Source organism: Flavobacterium sp. N3904 (genome assembly GCF_025947305.1).
In the GTDB taxonomy this organism is placed as follows: Bacteria; Bacteroidota; Bacteroidia; order Flavobacteriales; family Flavobacteriaceae; genus Flavobacterium.
This window is the reverse complement of record NZ_CP110009.1, coordinates 2,096,926-2,115,485: the sequence shown is the minus strand read 5'-3', so window position 1 is coordinate 2,115,485 and position 18,560 is coordinate 2,096,926. Positions and strand designations below refer to the sequence as shown.

The following is an 18,560-nucleotide window of genomic DNA, read 5'->3' as shown; positions in this document are numbered from 1 at the left end:
GCTATGGTTAAGGCCCACAGTTTACTATATGCCATTTACATTTGCTTGATTGTATCCATAATTTGTGGTGCTCTATTGTTTTTTTCAAATTTATACGGTCAACTCAATTTATACTATAATCTTCAGGAAGAGTTATACATTAATAATCAATCTATAGTTAATCTTGCATTAGAGAATAAAGAGACATTACAAGAACCCATACAAGATGAAAAATCAGGCATTATAGGAAGCTATACAACAAAACCCTATGGTCTGCTAAATCTTTTGTTAGTAAAATCAGAAACAAATAAAGACACAGTTCAGTCTGCACATTTTATCGGGCTTTATACCAAAGATAATACAGCATTGTTTTTATCCAATTTCTCTAAATCACTTACTTATACTGGTACGGTAAAATTAATTGGAGACAATTCACTCCCATCAACCTATATTGAAACTGCTTATATTAACAATAGACCCAATCAACTTATAATCGATGGGAAAAATACAATTTCTGAAAATCAACTTCCAGAGATCAATCCTGATTTTAAGAAAATATTCAATGGAATAAGAACTATAAAAACAAATTTATCTGATGTTGAAAAACCAAAAGATTCTTTGTACTTCAACTCTTTTTTTAATACAACTAAAGAAATTTATCTAAACTCCATTGTTTCGAATGTGATTTTTAAAGGCAATTTTATTATACGCTCCAAAGATTCTTTGCATATTAAAAAAAATACCATTTTAGAAGATGTAATATTGATTGCACCAAAAATAACATTCGAATCTGGATTTAAGGGAACCGTTCAAGCTTTTGCTACTGAAAGAATAGAATTGGAACAAAATGTTATTTTAAACTACCCTTCTGTACTATGCATTTACAACGAAAATGGTGATGATAGCAAAATAAAAATAAAAAAAGAATGCGAAATAACTGGCGCTGTTGTTCTATTTGGCAACACAAACGAAATGATAGAAAAAAATAGTATAGAAATAGATGAAGAAGGTTTGCTATTTGGCGACATTTATTGCACGGGAAAATTATTTTTAAAAAGTAAAGTTTACGGTTCTGTATATACCAATCGTTTATTTTACAAAACAGAATCTGCATCCTATGACAATACTATTTCGGATATAGAAATTAATGCTAAAAAAAGACCAAACTATTTTATATCAATTCCAATATTTGATTCAAAAAATGTATCTCATGGCATCATTAAAAAAGTATTATAGTTTAAGAGCAAATTCTATATTGGAATCAGTCATTGCTTTGACTATTATTTCAATATGTTTTTATTTCACAATACTGATTTTTGCAACAGTTTTTACACCAAGAACATCTGCAAAATTCTATAATACCCAAAATAAAGTAAATGAATTATTCTTTATAGCACAAATAAAAAATGACTCCTTACTCAATGAAAATGAGGATAAGAATCTTTTAATTGAAGAGGAATACATTAATGAAAACCTAAAAAAAACAACCATCCGCTTTAAAGACAGCACACAGTTTGAGTTTGAAAAAAGTTTTTACATTCAAAATAATCATGAATAACAGAAAAATGATATCTGCCTTTTCTATAGTAGAGGCTATTGTCGGTATGGCTATAACCGCTATCATTATGAGCATAATATTTGTGGTTTTTTCTATTGTAACGGAAAGAATGATGGATTACAAAAATCAAAATGAATCAATCTGTGATTTAAATAGATTGACTTATAGTGTCAACAAAGATATTTTTGAAAACGAAAAAATGACTGTTTTTGATAATGAAATTACATTTAAAGGTTATTCTGGCGAAAACATAAAATATAGTTTTCTTGAAGACTATACTTTGAGAAATAATGAAATATTTATAGATACATTTAAAATTAAGCTTAATCAAATACATATTGATACAGTAAAAAGTAAATCGGAACAATTTGTTTTTCAAAAATTAAAATTCAATATAGAAATAAATGAAAACAAAATGGACTTGAAATTCTATAAGCGCATTTATGCAAATGAATTATTATTAAAAGAAAACAACGAAAAATGAGTCTTGATTTAAGCACATATAAATCTGAAAAAAAACCAATTAAAATTGAAAGTATTAATCTTCAGTTTTCAAAATCACTTTCAGATAAACAAAAAGAAGTATTTTACAGAGAGTTGAGTATGCTTTTAAAATCAGGAGTTGATTTTAAAAAAGCATTAGAAATATTAGGCAACCAGTCTTCCAATAAATTTGAAAAAGAAATAATCATTGAATTAAAGAATAAAGTTGTAGAAGGAAGAAGCATTTATGAATCAATAAAAGAGACAAATCAATTTTCACCTTACGAATATTACAGCATTCAAATAGGAGAAGAAACCCGTAAACTAGAAGAAGTTTTAGCCGAATTGCAAAAATATTTCAACAGAAAAATTCAGATGAAAAGGCAAATTATCTCTGTGTTGACCTATCCAGCAATTGTAATGTTGGTTACCTTTTTAGTGCTTTATTTTATGCTCAATAAAGTAGTACCAATGTTCAGTTCTGTTTTTAGACAATTTGGAAGTGAATTACCAAAAAGCACTCAAATCATTATAAAATTATCAAATCATTCAGGAGCAATTTTTACGGTCGTACTAGCCATTATTATTGGGCTAATCGCTGCACATACTTTACTTAAAAAAGATCAAAATTACCGAGCATTTACAACAAAAATAATTTTGAGAACACCCTATTTTGGAAATTTAATTCGAAAAATTTATATATCCCGCTTTTGCCAAGCAATGAATTTATTAATTACATCTAAAACAACATTAATAAATTCTTTGACATTAACCGCAAAAATGATAGGCTTCTATCCTATCGAAGTTGCTATTGAAGAAATAAAAGAAGACATAACAAGAGGTGCTTCGTTACATGAAAGTTTAAAAAAACACAATGTATTCGAGAATAAAATGGTTTCTATGGTTGAAGTAGCTGAACAAGTGAATCAACTTGAAACTATGTTTGAAAGATTAACAGAACAATATAATGAGGAAATTAGCCATCAAACAAAGATGATAGGTGTCATTTTGGAACCTATGATTATTATAGTAATTGGAGTGATTGTTGGAGTAATAATGGTCTCTATGTATGCCCCAATGTTTGATTTAAGTAAAATAATAAATAAATAACAATAATTTCATTACTATTTGTATTTTTGCCACTTTTGAAATTAACAATTTTTAACGAATAAAATAACATAAAGATGTTGAATAATATTAAAAAATACTTTCAAAACACTAAAACAACAATGGTTAAAGCCTACTCTTTAACTGAAATTTTGATTGTTTTATGTATCATTGGTATACTACTCTTAATGGTATTACCCAATCAAACCTCAGTTATTGGTCAAGCAAAAGCGATTGAGGCTCAAGCGATGTTAAATCAAGTTTATGGCTTAGAAAAAAGTCATTTCTACAGACATTCAAAATATTCAAGTAACCTAGAAGAGCTTGGTTTTGAGCCAGAACTTACAGTTGACGAAGGAGGTCAGGCGGTATATAAAATTGAAATTGTAGAAGCTTCAAATGATTCCTTTTTGGCTCGAGCAACAGCAACCTCTGATTTGGATGGAGATGGAGCTTTAAACACTTGGGAAATTGACAGTAAAAAAATGTTAACAGAAGTAACAAAAGAATAAATTGAATATAATTTTTATAGGTTTATTACTTTGTCTACTAGTGCTGTTTTTTCAAGATTGGAAATACAGAGCAATTCATGTGGTTTTGCCTACACTGATTTTCTTGTTATCCTATTTTATAATAAATCAAGAAAATAAACTTTCAAATAAAATCATGATTCTAAACTTATGCTTTTTTCTAATAACTCTAAGCATATTAACCCTTTATATGAGTTTAAAAAACAAACACTTTTTAAATCCTTTTCAGAACTATTTTGGATTGGGTGATTTGTTATTTTACATCAGCATTACTCCATTATTCAATCTTAAAAACTACATTCTCTTTTTTATACTTTCAATGATTTTTGCCATTTGTTTGCAATTTACATTGAGAAAAAAAATAAAACACAATACGGTACCTTTAGCTGGATTTTCGGCATTATTTTTATTCATAATTCTTGCAATGGATGGTTTATTAAGCATCCCGAAAATCTCTTTAATATAATGCAAACTATAATAGTTCATCCAGAAAATCAGCATATTTTGTCCAATGACATCGCAAATCAGTATAGGGTATTGCCAAAAACTGTGTCTGATTCTAATTTAGAACTTTATATAGATGAATCGAATAACAATCTGGATACCAAAGAAGAATTAGAACTTTTTATTGGAAAAAACATATCCTTAATCTCGTTTGATTCATCAGAAATTGAAAAAGCATTATCCATTTATTATCGCAAAGAACGGCTTACTAGTTCAAGTAAATCCATTAATGTTGACAAAGGTGATTTCCTTGAAAATTTATTGACAGAAGCAAAATCTCTAAAATGCAGTGATATTCATTTTGAAATTTATGAAGATTCGTCCAGAATTCGTTTTAGAATTGATGGGCAATTAATCGAGCGATATAAAATTGAAAGAGACAATTATCTGGAATTAGTCAACAAAATAAAGATAAAAGCTAAGCTTAACATTACCGAAAAACGTTTGCCACAAGATGGAAGAATTACTAATGATTCATTTGATATTAGGGTCTCCATTTTACCCACTTTATTTGGCGAAAAAATAGTTATGCGTTTGTTAGGACAAGATGCATCAAATATAGATTTGAATACTCTTGGTCTTCAGCAAGAAGAATTACAAAACTATTTAGAAGCCGTAAAAAAACCGAACGGAATTATTTTAATAAGTGGCCCAACTGGATCAGGAAAAACAACTACCCTATACGCTACTCTTAGATTGCTCAACGACAGTAAAAGAAACATTGTTACTGTAGAAGATCCAATTGAATATACATTAAAAGGAATCAATCAGGTTCAATTAAAAGAAGATATTGGACTTACTTTTTCAGCTGCTTTAAAATCGTTTTTGCGACAGGATCCAGATGTTATTATGCTTGGAGAAATTCGAGATTCAGAAACAGCTTTGATGGCAATTAGAGCATCTTTAACGGGTCATTTAGTATTATCGACCATTCATACCAATTCTGCAATTGGAACCATCTCAAGGTTAATAGACATGGGGGTTCCATCTTATTTGATAGCCGAGACTTTAAACCTTTCGGTAGCGCAACGATTGATAAGAAAGCTATGCAATGATTGCAAGAAAGAAATAAAATGCAATAAAAGTGATTTCCCAAGTAATTTCCAATTTCCTTATGAAATTTCTAGCTACTATAAAGCTGTAGGTTGCAATAAATGCTATCATACTGGCTATAAAGGCCGAACAGCTATTTATGAAGTTTTACCAATTGAAAACGCTATCGTTGAAGCCATAAAAAACAATACATTATCAAAACAATATAACCCTAATGATAACTACAAATCGTTGTCTGAAAAGGCATTTGATATCTTATCAAAAGGAGAAACAGCACTAGAAGAAATTTATTCTATTTTAATAAATATATAATGTTCAAACAAATTATTTACGTACTAATTGGTTTATTTTTCACAAACACTATTATTGCACAACAAGACATAAATGAATTAGTTAAAAATTTTGATGCAATGTCAGCACAAAATAAAGGGCTTGACGAATCAATAAAAATAGATATAAATGGCCTTACACTCCATGACTTTATTTCTACTATCGCAGAAGATCATCAATTAAATGTTGACGTGGATCAGAGTCTAAATCAAATGGTATCGAATAATTTTTTTGATGTAAAAGTTAAAGATGTTTTTATACATTTAGTTCAAAAATATGATCTCGAAGTAACTTTTAGAAATAACATTATTATTTTCAACAAAAGAATTGAAAAAAATATTATTCAAAAAAAATCAGCAAAAATAATTGATGTTACGTACAATCCTTTAAATGATTTTTTATCCGTTAAATTGGAAAATGACACTTTATCATCCGTCATTAAAACAATTATAGACAAAACAAGTAAGAATTTGATTTTGGCTCCAACCATCAGAAATATAACCGTTTCCTCTTACATATTAAATCGACCATTTGACCAAGTGATACAAATGATTGCGAAATCAAATGATCTATTGGCAACTGTAGACGATAATGGATTTTATTATATCGAAAAAAACAATACAGACTCAAATGCAAATTCCTTAAACAATAGTTCTAATTTAAAAGCCAAACAACCTAAAGCTGCTGTAGGACTTCCAGGGTATTATGACGTTTCGACTACTAAAAACGGGTTGCTATCTGTAAAAGCATACGCTGCTGATATTGCTGACCTAATCACCGAATCCGCGGAAAAACTAAAAATTAATTATTTTTTTTATAACAAACCTGAAAACGAAAAAATTACTCTTTCAGTAGAAAATATAACATTTGACGATCTTTTAGAACAAATTCTTGAAGGCAAAAAATACACCTTCAAAAAGCAGGGGGAATTTTATTTAATAGGAGAGCAAATTACAGAAGGATTAAGAGTAACTGAACTAATACAAATGGAAAATAGATCTATAGAACTCGTTCTTGGATCTCTACCTAAGGTGTTTTCAGATAAATTAGAAATAAAAGAATTCACTGAATTAAATGGATTAATCGTTTCTGGATCAAAAAATACTGTTGAAGAATTAAAAATATACATTAAGCAAATAGACAAAATTGTTCCTATGGTTCAAATTGAGGTAATTATTGTCCAATACAATAAATCCTATTCTATTCAAACCGGCATGAAGGCTGGAATAGACAAATTAAACAAGGTAGTAACTAGCGGAACAATATTCCCCACCACAGATGTAGTAGTAAATTCATCATCCATAAATAGTTTAATTGATGCCTTTAATGGTTTCGGTATTTTTAAATTAGGAAAAGTAGCAGAGTCATTTTATGCCAATTTAAAATTACTTGAAAATAATTCTATAATTAATGTAGAATCAACACCAAAAATTGCGACTATAAGTGGTCATGAGGCAAAACTATCAATTGGCGAAACCAGTTATTATTTTGAACAAACTAATCGACTTATAAACAACAGTATTGGTAATGATGTATTAAATTCTGGTGTTTGGAAATCGACCGATGCCAATCTCAGTTTATCAATAAAGCCTTTTGTCTCAACGGATGAAAATGTAACTCTAACTATTGTTGTCGAAAAAAGTTCTTTTTTAGCAAGAGCTGGTGAAGATGCTCCTCCAGGAAAAGCAACACAAAAATTTGAATCTCTTGTTAGGGTAAAAAATAATGAAATGATTTTATTAGGAGGACTAGATGAATTAAAAAAAGAAAATTCTGGAACTGGAACACCTATAATTTCAAGAATACCAATCATTAAATGGTTTTTCAGTAGTCGCCAAAAAGGGAAAAGTACCTCAAAATTACATTTATTTATCAAACCAACTGTAGTATATTAATGATTACGATTCTATCCAAAATAATAAAAATTAACGAACTGCATGTTATAGGTCTCATTAAAAACGAAAATGAAGAGTTTTATCATGTCTTAACTGTTAAAAAAAAGGGAAATAAAGTAACGATTGTTTCTATGGCTTCATTTACAGAATTTGAAGACCTTAAAAAAAACGTAGATCAAAATTTGCCGTTACTATTGTTGGTTGATGGAAAGGGAGTATTAAATAAAGCCATTGATTTCAATAATGAAGCAGATGTAAGTTGGTATAAAAACATTGATTTAAACTCAATATACCATACAAGTGTAAAAGGTCTAAATATTGATTTTATAAGCTTTTGCAGAAAAAATATTATAATTGACACTATATCAAAATTTAAAAAGAACAATTTCGAAATAATAGATGTTTATTTAGGTTCATTTTTATCAGCTTTATTAATAAATTCTATAAAAAAAGACGCAATCCTTTCTAATGATTTATTATTAGAATTCAAAAATGAAAAACTACATAACTTTGAAAAACAAGTTGATTTTGCAAAAAAAGAAAATTACATCATTGGAACCGAGACAATCACCAACATATACTTGCCTTTATATGCCACAGTAATTGATTTTTTCATAAAATCTAAAGAAATTTCAAAAACAAAAATTGAGACTTTAAATACAGACGAAATTATATACAAGAAAGCTTTTAAATATTTTGGAATCTCAATTCTAGTTGGTTTCTTGATTTCGCTTTTGATAAGTTTCTTTTTAATTCAGTATTATACATCAAAAAACACAGCTCTGAATATTCAAAATATATACACAGATAAAAACTATCAGCAAACATTAAATTTAGAAAAACAAAAAGAAAATAAAGAGAAAATACTATTAGAATCAGGCTTCTCATCTTCAAAATTCCTTTCCTTCTATTCTTATGAAATCATTAAAATAGTTCCGCAAGATGTCTCATTAACCGTTTTAGAAATAACTCCTCTAACCAAGGAATCAAAATCAAACCAAAAATTAATTTTTGAGTCTAACACAATAACTGTAAAAGGAGAAACTTTTAATGAATATTCATTTACCACTTGGATGGAAAGTCTAAAAAAAATGAATTGGTTAGGGAATTTTGAAATTATTAGTTTGAAAAAAGACAAAAAAAATAAATCTCAATTTGAAATAAAAATCACAATAAAAAATGTTTGAAAAATATTCCTTTAAGAAAAAATTTCTAGCGTTACTCCTTTTGACTTTTATAATTGCGATAACAGCATACAAAAGGTCATTTAGTACGCTAATTCAAGTAATAAAAGAACATAATGCTTTATCAGAAAAAATTAAAGATGTAAATAAAAAAGCGAATAATTCAAGTAATTTGGCCAAAGAGGTGGCTTATTTAGACAGACTAATAGGTAAAGAGGGAGTGTCAAAAGAGGTAATACAGCAAGAAATTGTAAACTTTACAGCAAAAAGACACCCTAAAGTATCAATTAATGTATTAGAGCCAATACACCTTTTTCAAGATGAAAATCATACCATTATCACAAATCAACTGGACGTTACCGGTAACATAAACCAATTATTACAATTAGGATACGATTTTGAGAAAAATTTTAGTGATTCAAGAATTGTAAATATGCATTTCTATGTCTCAAAAAAAAATAACAAAACAGATCTTTTACATTTTAAAATTATATTTCAAAATTATGAAAAAAATAAATAGAGTTTCATTAATAGCAATTGCATTAATTTTGTTTTCATGCGATGATGTTTTGGAAAAGGACATAACAAATGATATGGTAGAACTTATATCTCCCATAAATTACGAAGAAATTGAAAGTAATGTAGTTACTTTTAAATGGAATAGTCTTACTGACTCAGATAAATATCGCATACAAATTTTTAAAACAGATAAAACAAAAATATTAGATTCCTTAATAACTAAAACGAGTTTAACGTATCCTCTTCCTCATGGCGAATATCAATGGAGGATAAGGGGCGAAAATTTTGCATATCAATCTTCCTACTCTCTTCAAGCTGATTTCTCTGTAATTGAATCAACAGATCTAAGTAATCAACAAATTATTTTAAAAAGCCCAGCCGACAATTTTTATACGAAAAACAGCACCATAACTTGTAATTGGGCAGTACTTACAATGGCAGATTATTACGAGTTTGAATTATTAAATGTGACCAATGGAGAAACTATTGTTTTTCAAGAAACAAATATTACGAACCCAACATTTATAATAAATAACACTAATTTAAGTGCAGAAGCTAAATATAAATGGAAAATAAAAGGAGTAAATGGCACATCTGAAACACCATTTAGTACAAGTACATTTTCAGTTGATAGAACTAATCCTAATCAACCTAGCAACACTCTTCCCATACAAAATGCAACATTTACAATAAACCAAACAATTAATTTTAGTTGGTCAATCCTAGCCGATGTAGGTGCTATTCAATCACCTATTACATACACTATAGAATTTGCAAACGATGTAAATTTTACAACTATAATCCAAAAAAATGACGTTTCAACAGCGACATTTGATAAAGCTTTCACAACAATTGGAAGTTATTATTGGAGAGTTAAAGCAACCGATTTGGCTGGAAACATAAGTGTCTATAGTACCGCGTTCAAATTTATAGTAAAATAATAATTCTCAACCATCCTAATGAAAAAGAAAATTAATATCGCTTTAATTTTAATTGTTTTGACAGTATGGGGTTTAGTGGCATCAAAAACGCTAAAACAATATTTTTTTTTAGATAAAAAAACAAATCATTCGAAAAATTACAATTCAAATTTAAAAATAAATCAGATAAATAAAGACACCTTTTCTATCAATCATATTGACAGGGATCCTTTTTTAAACAAAGAAAGTAGAATAATAACTTCTTCGTTAGCTCCTAAAACGCATTTTAAAAGCCCGATTATAAAAAAGAAATTAAAACCCGAATTAATTAAAAATGTAGAAATTTTAAATTGGCCAGTTATTTCATATCATGGCTATATTAATTCTAAAGATCGAAAAGATGAATTACTATTATTAGTAAACATTGATAAAAAACTGCATAAACTAAAATTAAATGAGGAGTCGGAAGGTATTACCGTAAAAAAGATTTACAAGGATTCTATAGAAATAGATTTCAATAGTGAAAAAAAGATATTTCGATTAAATTAGTTTTACAATAACATAAATACTTAATAAATTGTTCGAGAATTGTCTCATCTTCGCTACAAGAACAAACCCTTAAACATCAATCGTTTAAGGGTTTTTTACTTAAATACACTTTTGTAAACAAAAATTATTTACTTTTAAAGTGTTTATTATATTCCTTGATGTCAGCTATAATTTGATTCAGATATTCCTAAAAAACCATGATAAAAATACCTATTCAAAATAAAGAATCGAAAATCTTTCCCGTGTTCCTGATTTCATTGCTGCTTATAATTTTCTTTATAGTGCCCATTTTTGGAAATTTATATTGGGCACAATTCATAGTGGCGATCTTATTGGGAACAAACATAATGATTGGAGTATTTTCAATTGATTCCAGTAAAACCATTAAGTATATAACGGCTACAATGGCTTTTATCATTGTAACAATTGAGTTTTTTCATGCTCAATTTAAAAATGAATTTTGGCTGATTTTTTCATCTTCGCTATGGGTATCGCTATTTTTGTTTTTAGAAATCGTTTTTTTACTCAAAGTATTTGAAAAAAACGACAAAAACATTCACCGGATTCAGGGGGGCATAGCTTGTTTTTTACTTTTAGGTTTGTTATTTGCTTTTATACATGGTTTGATATTCCACATAAACCATAATGCTTATACTATTAGTGAGAATATTAAAAAAGGAGGGCTAATATCCTATAAATTTATCTATTACAGTTTCACAACCCTTTGCACCGTTGGCTATGGAGATATCACTCCAAATACGCCAATTGCACAATCTTTTTCAATTTTAGAAGGATTGGCAGGCATCTTATTCCCTACAATATTCATAAGTCAAATTGTTACGATTCATAGAGAGACCATTCACCGACAAAACAAGAAACAAAACCAAAACTAAAAAAGGACATCCAATTACGGACATCCTTTGTATATAATTTACTATCGATTTAATTCTTCAAATCCTGTTTTTATCAACTCTTTAGAAGTTAAATATTTTAAACTATTTTTCAGTGTTTTTGTAAGAAGGAGTCTAAAATTATGAGAATATCAAATTCTTCTGGATTTTAAATCAAAAAAAAGACAGGAACTTAAATCCCTGTCTTTTTAAACTCTAAAAGAGTATTACTAACCAAATTTATTTATTATTTTGTAGCCGTAACAATATCAATTATCACCGTACGGTTATAAAAACGTTCTTCAGGAAGCTTATTTTCAAAAGGAGACATACTTTCGTCTTCTCCAAAACCATGCACTTCGAATTTTACATCTCTTCTGCCTGAATTCGACAAAGCATTTTCGATAATACTTTTTACTTCATTGGCTCTGTCCAAAGATAAATTCAAATTATAAGACTCTTCACCAATGATGTCCGTGTGACCATGAATGATGACAACACCGTTTTTAGGTATTTTAGGCGTAACAACCTCTCTCAAATATTTCTCATACATGGTAATTGCTTTTGATTTATTAAATTCAAAAATTATACTATATCTAAGACCCTCTTCTGTTTTAGAAGGTGTCCAAAGCACCATGTGAGTTGTGGTTACTTTTTCTTCAATTTTACCACTTTTGGTTGTCCCAATCATTTTTACTTTATAATCACCCTCAGAACGAGTTCCCATGATACTTTTACCAGGAATACTTACTTTTTCTTGCGTATAAGGACCAAAAGTTTTCATCTGTCCGTCTGGATCAGTAGTTTCTAAAGACCATGAGGAATACGCTTGCCCTGCACCAGTTGCATCAATGGTAACATAACTGTCTATAGGTGCTTCTTGAACAGTAACAAACTCTAATGGTTTTAATGGAGCGTCTGGACCGCTTTGAAATTCCATCAATAATTGAGGTGAATTACTTTCGATGGAAACTCTACGATCTCCCATGCGAAGCAATTCCAATTCTTTTGTTCCTCCAGGCTGTTCAGATGGAATATTGGGTTTTAATTGCCCTTTCGTACTTATTCTTGACGCGTTTATTTCGAATACATTAACTAAATATGTTTTGATAGATTCAGCCATCAAGACACCATCTTCTGATCCTTTTTCTGAAGAACCAACAAGTGTAATAGTTGTTGATGGATTTTTTACCATTCGATTCCCAAGAATATTGATCACATTATAATAAACCGTCATTTGTCGTGCAGAACGACCCGACGGATTCACAGAAGCCGTAACTCCTCCTATCTGATCTTCATTGAAGTCTTTTACATTCTCTTTTTTCAATAATTTGTAACGACTTGGTATTTCATTCGATCCAAGATCATAAAAAACATAATTACGTAATGGGAATACCTCTCTTACATTACGTTCTCCCGGAATATTCTTAGGCGCATATACCGAAAACTGAACTTGAGTTGTTTCGACTTCTGGAGTTTCCACTCTACTTCCCTGCCCAAATTTAAGTGCCATACCAACTCTAAGAGTACTTAAACTCCAAGTCTCGGTTGAGCGGGGATGTTGTCCAAAATAAGGTTGAAAATTCACAAAAGGAGACAAAAGGAATTGTGTTTTGTGTTTTTGTGAGGATAACGGAATATCAAACCCTGCTCCAACTTGCATCGAAATAAGCGTTTCGTCAACATTGTCAAAATCACCTCTTACCTCAGGTGATGCTTCTTGATTAGGATATGCCGGATTAATACCTAACTGATATTTAAATGATTTATCTACATTGAAAGCCAAACGTGGTCCTCCGTATATATAAAAATTAGATTTAAAAGGAGCAATACGAATGCTTGGTTCTACCGTAATATAACTTAATTCTGTAGATAGATCTGCAGGGCAATTACAAGGAGTCATTTTCTGATCAAAGGAACCTTTTCTGCTGTCATAACCTGCCTGAAACATAAATCCCAATATTGTATTCGGTTTATAAAATTCAATAAGCGGTGCCAAATAAAGCCCTGCTCCTTCTCCATTATGAAAAGTAACCGGAGGAGTCAAAGTCGAATTAAGCTGATGTGTTGAACCACGGTAAAAACTATAGTTGGTTGCAGCTGCAACACCAAAGTACCAAGTAGGTTTTGTGTAATTAACCTCTTGAGCCTGCAACTTTGTTTGAGCACTTAAGCACAACAACGTCAATAAGAAAAAGCTACTTAAGTGAAAATTATCTGAAATCCACGTTGTATATAATTCTATTTTAAAACTAATTTTAGTTTTCATTTTATGTCTATTTAGATATTTTTTTTTTGAGAAGAATCCCGTCCGAAAACGGGATATATTATTTAGCAATATTATTTATGGTACATTAATGGTTGTATTTACCATGGTCACAGAAGAAACTAAGGATATTGCCCTTCCGTTGAGTACTGTTTGGGCTGCATTTCCGGAAGTAGAAAAAGTAACACCCGAGTTAGCAATAATAGTTCCAACCATGGTTCCGCCACCAGCACCATTAATAGTTGCAGCACTACCTACATACCAAAATACATTTTTAGCTAATGCACCATTTTTCAATATTACACTTTTGGCACCTGTAGGACCTGCAATCCCAACTGTCAGACCTGCAGCCGTTTGAAAAATCCAAGTGGCATTTGGGTCACCTTGTGCATCAAGCGTCAGGTTACCATTGCTGATTTTAAAAGTACCGCTTGCCGATTTATAAACGCCCGGAGCTAATGTCAATCCACCTAACTCACCCGCATTTGGATCAGATCCTCCTGGTTTTGAAGCTGGGGAAATACTTAAATACGCTGCATTTGCATCAAGCAATGCTTTTTGTGCAATTGCAAATGAAGTGGCTGTTCCTGGAGCTGGAGGTGCAGTAAATATATCACCTGTAACATTTCCAACATTTAGATCCGTTTCGGTATAAATGGCAACCCCATCATGAAATCCTGTAACCTTTGTTGAAACAGCAGTTGTCCCTATACTTCCATTATTAATTACTGTGTTTAATCCTTCGTTTGTCATTCCGGCATTACCACCAAAAACTCCAAACATAGCAGCAGTACCAAGATCAATAATTATAGCTGCAGGAGGTGCCAGTATAGTCGTAAATTTCCAAACAAAGTCACTAGCCAATGGAGTTCCTGCTACATTTTTGGCTCCATTTGTAATTGTTGCTGTATAAACTTTGCCAATTACCAACGAATTTGTTGGGTTAAAGGAAGCTGTAGTACCTGAATAAGAAACCGTTCCCGGAATTGTTGTTGTTCCTTGTTTCAAAGTAAATGTCGTCCCAGTGATTGTAGCAGCATCCATTATAGTACTAAAATCAGCAGTTACTGTTTGATTTAAGGCTACATCAATAGCATTATTAATAGGATCTGTTGCAGTTACTGTTGGTATTACATCTGTTGTAAAAGTCCAAGTATAATCTGCTGCCATGGCAGTATTCAATGAATTTTTAGCACCCGTAGTTATCGTTACAGTGTAGATTTTATTGGCTACTAAAGGATTTGTTGGAACAAAAGATACTGTTGTCCCTGTGTAAGAAATTGCTCCCGTCACAACGTTAACTCCTTGATTCACTTTAAAAGTGGTACTGTTTAATGTTGATGAATTCATAGCCATATTGAATGTTGCCGAAATTGTTTTATTCAACGGCACAGCAATAGCATTATTAATAGGATCTGTTGCAGTTACTACAGGTCTCAAAAGTGTCCCTGTTGAAAATGCCCATACATACTCAACCTGCAAAAAATTACCCATTAAGTCTTTTGCTTTAGTAGTAATTCTAGCCGTATAAGTGGTGTTTTCTGCTAGTGGAAGTGTTGGCGTGAATGAGGCCGTCTTGCCTGTATATGTAACCGTCCCTGCTAAGGGTGCAGCCCCAACAACCGTAAATGAGGTTGAAGTAATCGAACTTGGATCCATTTCCTCGTTGAATGTTGCGGTAATGATTTGTCCTAATGGAACATCTAATGCATTGCTCAAGGGGGTTGTTGATTCCACTATCGGACATACTCCAACGACTTCTTCAAAATCGTCTTTTTCGCATCCGGTAATTAATGCAACACACAGTATTGCAAAAGTGAATAGTAAAATTTTAGCTTTCATTTTTTTTGATTTAGGAATTAAATAATTTAATACAACAAAGGTGGCTCTACAACGCTTCCGAAATATTATAGAATTCTCAACAAGACTTGTATAATTCACGCTATTTTGCTTTTTAAAACCAAATAAATGATTTATCGCTAACTATTTAAGGGTTAGACGACTATCCGTAGTTCATATCATCTGCATTTGATTATAAAATTTTGGAGCAGAAAGATTGGATCTTTTTGCAGCATTGGTCCCGCTCTACATTGCAATCTTGTAAGCCGAACCCCGGCTCACAAGGATTTCCATTACAAACGAAGTTCACTGAACTCCGATGAAAATAAAAGTATAGTGAAGTAATCGGGGCTAAAGGGCAATATCATTAAGGTTAAGGATTCGTCAGTTCGAGTTGAGTAATAATTTGCGATAGAAAATTTTTACGAAGTATCGAGAACCTTTACGTTTTGAAAGCTTCTCGATACAATTTTAAATATTAAAGCTATCGCATTACTATTCAAAATCACTCGAAGTGACGGTTAAACGCCTTAACCTTAATGACATTGCCAAAAAGGAGATATTTTGCATTTTTGTTTTTATCCAAAAAAGTTTCCCCTTTTAATTATAAAAAGGTACTTTGCGAACCCATTTCAAAAAATTATCCCCAATTCATGCGATTTCATATTTTACTTTACCTACTTACGCTTTGCGCTGTTCCTACTGCACAAGCACAACTAAAAGCCATCACAGACCAAACCGATTATCCTTTTTGGATTAATTTGCCCAATCAGGAAGTGTTGGACAAAAAGGCGCCTATCATTTTATTTTTACATGGGAAAAGCCTGTCCGGGACTAATTTGGATCGCGTAAAACGTTACGGCGTAATTCGAGCTATCGAAGGAGGAAAAGAAATACCAGCCATCGTTATTGCGCCACAAGTAGCTCACGGTGCTTGGGATCCCGACAAACTCTTGAAGCTTTTGGAATATGTACAAAACAATTACAACACCGATTTATCGAGGGTTTATGTATGCGGAATGAGTTTGGGCGGATACGGCACTTTTGATTTTGCCGGTAAATATCCCGATAAAATTACCGCAGCAGTAGCCATTTGCGGAGGTGGAAACACAAAAGATGCCTGCAACCTAGCAACGATTCCTTTGTGGGTTATTCATGGAAACAAAGATTATATAGTCCCATTATCTGAATCCAGAAAAATGGTCAAAGCTATACAGACTTGCAATCCCGATGCCAATCTTACTTTTACCGTTGTTAAGGGCGGGAATCACGGCAGTGTGGAGCGCTATTTTAGAGAAGACAAAATTTACAACTGGATGTTGAGTCAAGCTAAATTTATCCCATAAAAAAAGGCAACCGTATTGGGTTACCTTATTAAACGTCAATTTTTGAATACAAATTTTGCATCCGAGTGATAACGTTCTGGGACTAGGGCAGATTTGTCACTCGAGCGACAGTGAACAGGCGAAGCAAATCATCACAAATACAAAACCAACTTTCCATTAAGCCAATTGCCTAAATCCGTTGTAGCTGTTAGCGGTTCGGTTGATTTTGAAATTTATTAAACTTCAAAACCTTTATCGGGAATACATGCTTTAATAAAAAGCTTGCCCCAAGAAGTAACAGTTATTTTGCTAAACCTTTTTACACCAAGCTGAATTGAGTTATCTTCACTTCTAATAGGTTCTTGATTAATAATTGGCCATTTTATTAAATTAAGACTTTCTAAATGAGAATAGTATAATTCAAAATTATTAGGAATGTTTAATTTTTCTTGTGGAAACCCACCTTCAATTATTTTAAAATTGATGAATTTATTAGCAGCTATGTCTAAGTCTAAAGTATCCACAACATGTATCTCATTATCTTTCAATAAATACAGTATTAGAGCTTCATCAGGCGACAATTGTTCTATAATATGAATAAATGCAGGATGAGCTTCATTTACTCTCTCACTATCAATCGCTCTTTCAAGTAAATTCAAAAAAAGTGTGGTTAATTTGTTGTCATCGTCCAAATATTTAAGTCTGTCAAATATTGGTCCTGCAATCATTGGATGACATTCTATTTGTTTTTCTTTGGGAACGTTATTTCGAATTTTTTCAAGATAGATTTCAAGTCTGTCTTGTAGAGTTGCTGCTAATTGAAAAGGAGTAGTAAAAAGTCTAAATGTTTTAACAATATCTGATGTAGCCTTGCCAACTTCTTTCATTGGTGGTGATAATGCGTCGTCATATGCTTTTTCTACAGTTTTTGCACCTAAAATATTAGATAAATCTTCTAATCCCATGAGTTCTTTATTAAGTATTATTTTCTAAGTTCCGCACAACCGACTGTAACGTTCCCGCGCTACAAGTAGTTTGGGACTAAATTATGCCCTATTTTCGGATTTGCCAAATCATCCCAAATACAAAACCAACTTACCATTAGGCCAATTGCCCAAATTCGTTGTAGTAGGTGTTGGCCGTTGCCTTTTTTGCTAGAAATGATTTAATAAAGTTTTTAAGACTCCATTTGCATTTTCGAAATTTTCTCTTTGTTGATCAATTTCTTGGATTCTTTTTATTCCATGAAAAAGATTATTTCTATATCGATATACAATTATTACTAATGCTAATATTATATCGTTATTGTTTGTGTTGTTTCCAAGTAATACTTCTTCAACAAGATTTCGATGATTGTTAGCTCTAAAATGTAAATATTGAAAGCGATTAGTAAATGTACCGTTTGAAACATATCTATTTTGAAAATATTGTAAATAGCTATTGAATTCAGCTGAATCAATTACCCTATTTTCTATACCTTCTTCAGTACGGACAATTGAAAAATTATTTTGGCAAACCACATTTTCAAAAACATTCCAAATCAAAGAAAAATCTTTAACACTTGATAAATCTACTTCAGTAAAATTTGTATCAAATCTATCATTTATCCATTCTCTCATAAATTGTTTT

General features: G+C 31.1%; 18 protein-coding genes. 14 read left to right on the top strand and 4 right to left on the bottom strand.

The window, feature by feature from the left end; translation table 11 throughout:
* Window positions 1-3 precede the first annotated feature (3 nt).
* From OLM57_RS08890 to OLM57_RS08830, 13 genes are all read left to right on the top strand, one after another.
* Window positions 4-1,215: a hypothetical protein gene (locus OLM57_RS08890; RefSeq protein WP_264566844.1), complete on the top strand. Its 1,212-nt coding sequence runs from the start codon at window positions 4-6 to the stop codon at window positions 1,213-1,215.
* Complete coding sequence (locus OLM57_RS08885) at window positions 1,190-1,537, top strand: hypothetical protein (RefSeq protein ID WP_264566843.1); 348 nt, start codon at window positions 1,190-1,192, stop codon at window positions 1,535-1,537. The genes OLM57_RS08890 and OLM57_RS08885 overlap by 26 nt, the downstream gene beginning before the upstream one ends.
* Window positions 1,530-2,021 carry a hypothetical protein gene (locus OLM57_RS08880; RefSeq protein ID WP_264566842.1) on the top strand — a complete coding sequence of 164 codons (492 nt, stop codon included), beginning with the start codon at window positions 1,530-1,532 and terminating at the stop codon, window positions 2,019-2,021. The genes OLM57_RS08885 and OLM57_RS08880 overlap by 8 nt, the downstream gene beginning before the upstream one ends.
* Window positions 2,018-3,130 carry a type II secretion system F family protein gene (locus tag OLM57_RS08875; RefSeq protein WP_264566841.1) on the top strand — a complete coding sequence of 371 codons (1,113 nt, stop codon included), beginning with the start codon at window positions 2,018-2,020 and terminating at the stop codon, window positions 3,128-3,130. The genes OLM57_RS08880 and OLM57_RS08875 overlap by 4 nt, the downstream gene beginning before the upstream one ends.
* Window positions 3,131-3,204: 74 nt before the next feature.
* A complete protein-coding gene (locus OLM57_RS08870; protein ID WP_264566840.1) occupies window positions 3,205-3,639 on the top strand; it encodes a type IV pilin protein in 435 nt (144 codons plus the stop codon).
* A gap of 40 nt (window positions 3,640-3,679) precedes the next feature.
* A complete protein-coding gene (locus tag OLM57_RS08865; protein WP_319800275.1) occupies window positions 3,680-4,123 on the top strand; it encodes a hypothetical protein in 444 nt (147 codons plus the stop codon).
* The gene (locus tag OLM57_RS08860; RefSeq protein WP_264566839.1) at window positions 4,123-5,526 is read left to right on the top strand and encodes a GspE/PulE family protein; all 1,404 of its coding nucleotides are present in this window, start codon (window positions 4,123-4,125) and stop codon (window positions 5,524-5,526) included. The genes OLM57_RS08865 and OLM57_RS08860 overlap by 1 nt, the downstream gene beginning before the upstream one ends.
* Window positions 5,526-7,439: a type II secretion system protein GspD gene (locus tag OLM57_RS08855; RefSeq protein ID WP_264566838.1), complete on the top strand. Its 1,914-nt coding sequence runs from the start codon at window positions 5,526-5,528 to the stop codon at window positions 7,437-7,439. The genes OLM57_RS08860 and OLM57_RS08855 overlap by 1 nt, the downstream gene beginning before the upstream one ends.
* Window positions 7,439-8,626, top strand: a complete 1,188-nt coding sequence (locus OLM57_RS08850) for a PilN domain-containing protein (RefSeq protein ID WP_264566837.1) — start codon at window positions 7,439-7,441, stop codon at window positions 8,624-8,626. The genes OLM57_RS08855 and OLM57_RS08850 overlap by 1 nt, the downstream gene beginning before the upstream one ends.
* Window positions 8,619-9,143: a hypothetical protein gene (locus OLM57_RS08845; protein ID WP_264566836.1), complete on the top strand. Its 525-nt coding sequence runs from the start codon at window positions 8,619-8,621 to the stop codon at window positions 9,141-9,143. The genes OLM57_RS08850 and OLM57_RS08845 overlap by 8 nt, the downstream gene beginning before the upstream one ends.
* Window positions 9,127-10,083: a hypothetical protein gene (locus OLM57_RS08840; protein ID WP_264566835.1), complete on the top strand. Its 957-nt coding sequence runs from the start codon at window positions 9,127-9,129 to the stop codon at window positions 10,081-10,083. The genes OLM57_RS08845 and OLM57_RS08840 overlap by 17 nt, the downstream gene beginning before the upstream one ends.
* An 18-nt stretch (window positions 10,084-10,101) precedes the next feature.
* Window positions 10,102-10,611, top strand: a complete 510-nt coding sequence (locus OLM57_RS08835) for a hypothetical protein (protein WP_264566834.1) — start codon at window positions 10,102-10,104, stop codon at window positions 10,609-10,611.
* A gap of 197 nt (window positions 10,612-10,808) precedes the next feature.
* The gene (locus OLM57_RS08830; protein WP_264566833.1) at window positions 10,809-11,504 is read left to right on the top strand and encodes a potassium channel family protein; all 696 of its coding nucleotides are present in this window, start codon (window positions 10,809-10,811) and stop codon (window positions 11,502-11,504) included.
* A 244-nt stretch (window positions 11,505-11,748) separates the two neighbouring features.
* Here the strand turns inward: OLM57_RS08830 and OLM57_RS08825 are convergent, their stop codons facing one another.
* Both OLM57_RS08825 and OLM57_RS08820 read right to left on the bottom strand, forming a co-directional pair.
* Window positions 11,749-13,770 (bottom strand): OmpA family protein, encoded by a 2,022-nt coding sequence (locus tag OLM57_RS08825; RefSeq protein ID WP_264566832.1) that lies wholly within the window; start codon window positions 13,768-13,770, stop codon window positions 11,749-11,751.
* Between the two features lie 75 nt (window positions 13,771-13,845).
* Complete coding sequence (locus OLM57_RS08820; protein WP_264566831.1) at window positions 13,846-15,609, bottom strand: Ig-like domain-containing protein; 1,764 nt, start codon at window positions 15,607-15,609, stop codon at window positions 13,846-13,848.
* 650 nt (window positions 15,610-16,259) lie between these two features.
* Between OLM57_RS08820 and OLM57_RS08815 the strand changes: the two genes are divergently transcribed.
* A complete protein-coding gene (locus OLM57_RS08815; RefSeq protein WP_264566830.1) occupies window positions 16,260-16,952 on the top strand; it encodes a prolyl oligopeptidase family serine peptidase in 693 nt (230 codons plus the stop codon).
* Window positions 16,953-17,167: 215 nt separating this feature from the next.
* Here the strand turns inward: OLM57_RS08815 and OLM57_RS08810 are convergent, their stop codons facing one another.
* Both OLM57_RS08810 and OLM57_RS08805 read right to left on the bottom strand, forming a co-directional pair.
* Window positions 17,168-17,896, bottom strand: a complete 729-nt coding sequence (locus OLM57_RS08810; RefSeq protein WP_264566829.1) for a DUF4393 domain-containing protein — start codon at window positions 17,894-17,896, stop codon at window positions 17,168-17,170.
* A gap of 189 nt (window positions 17,897-18,085) precedes the next feature.
* Window positions 18,086-18,550: a hypothetical protein gene (locus OLM57_RS08805; protein ID WP_264566828.1), complete on the bottom strand. Its 465-nt coding sequence runs from the start codon at window positions 18,548-18,550 to the stop codon at window positions 18,086-18,088.
* Between the last annotated feature and the right edge of the window lie 10 nt (window positions 18,551-18,560).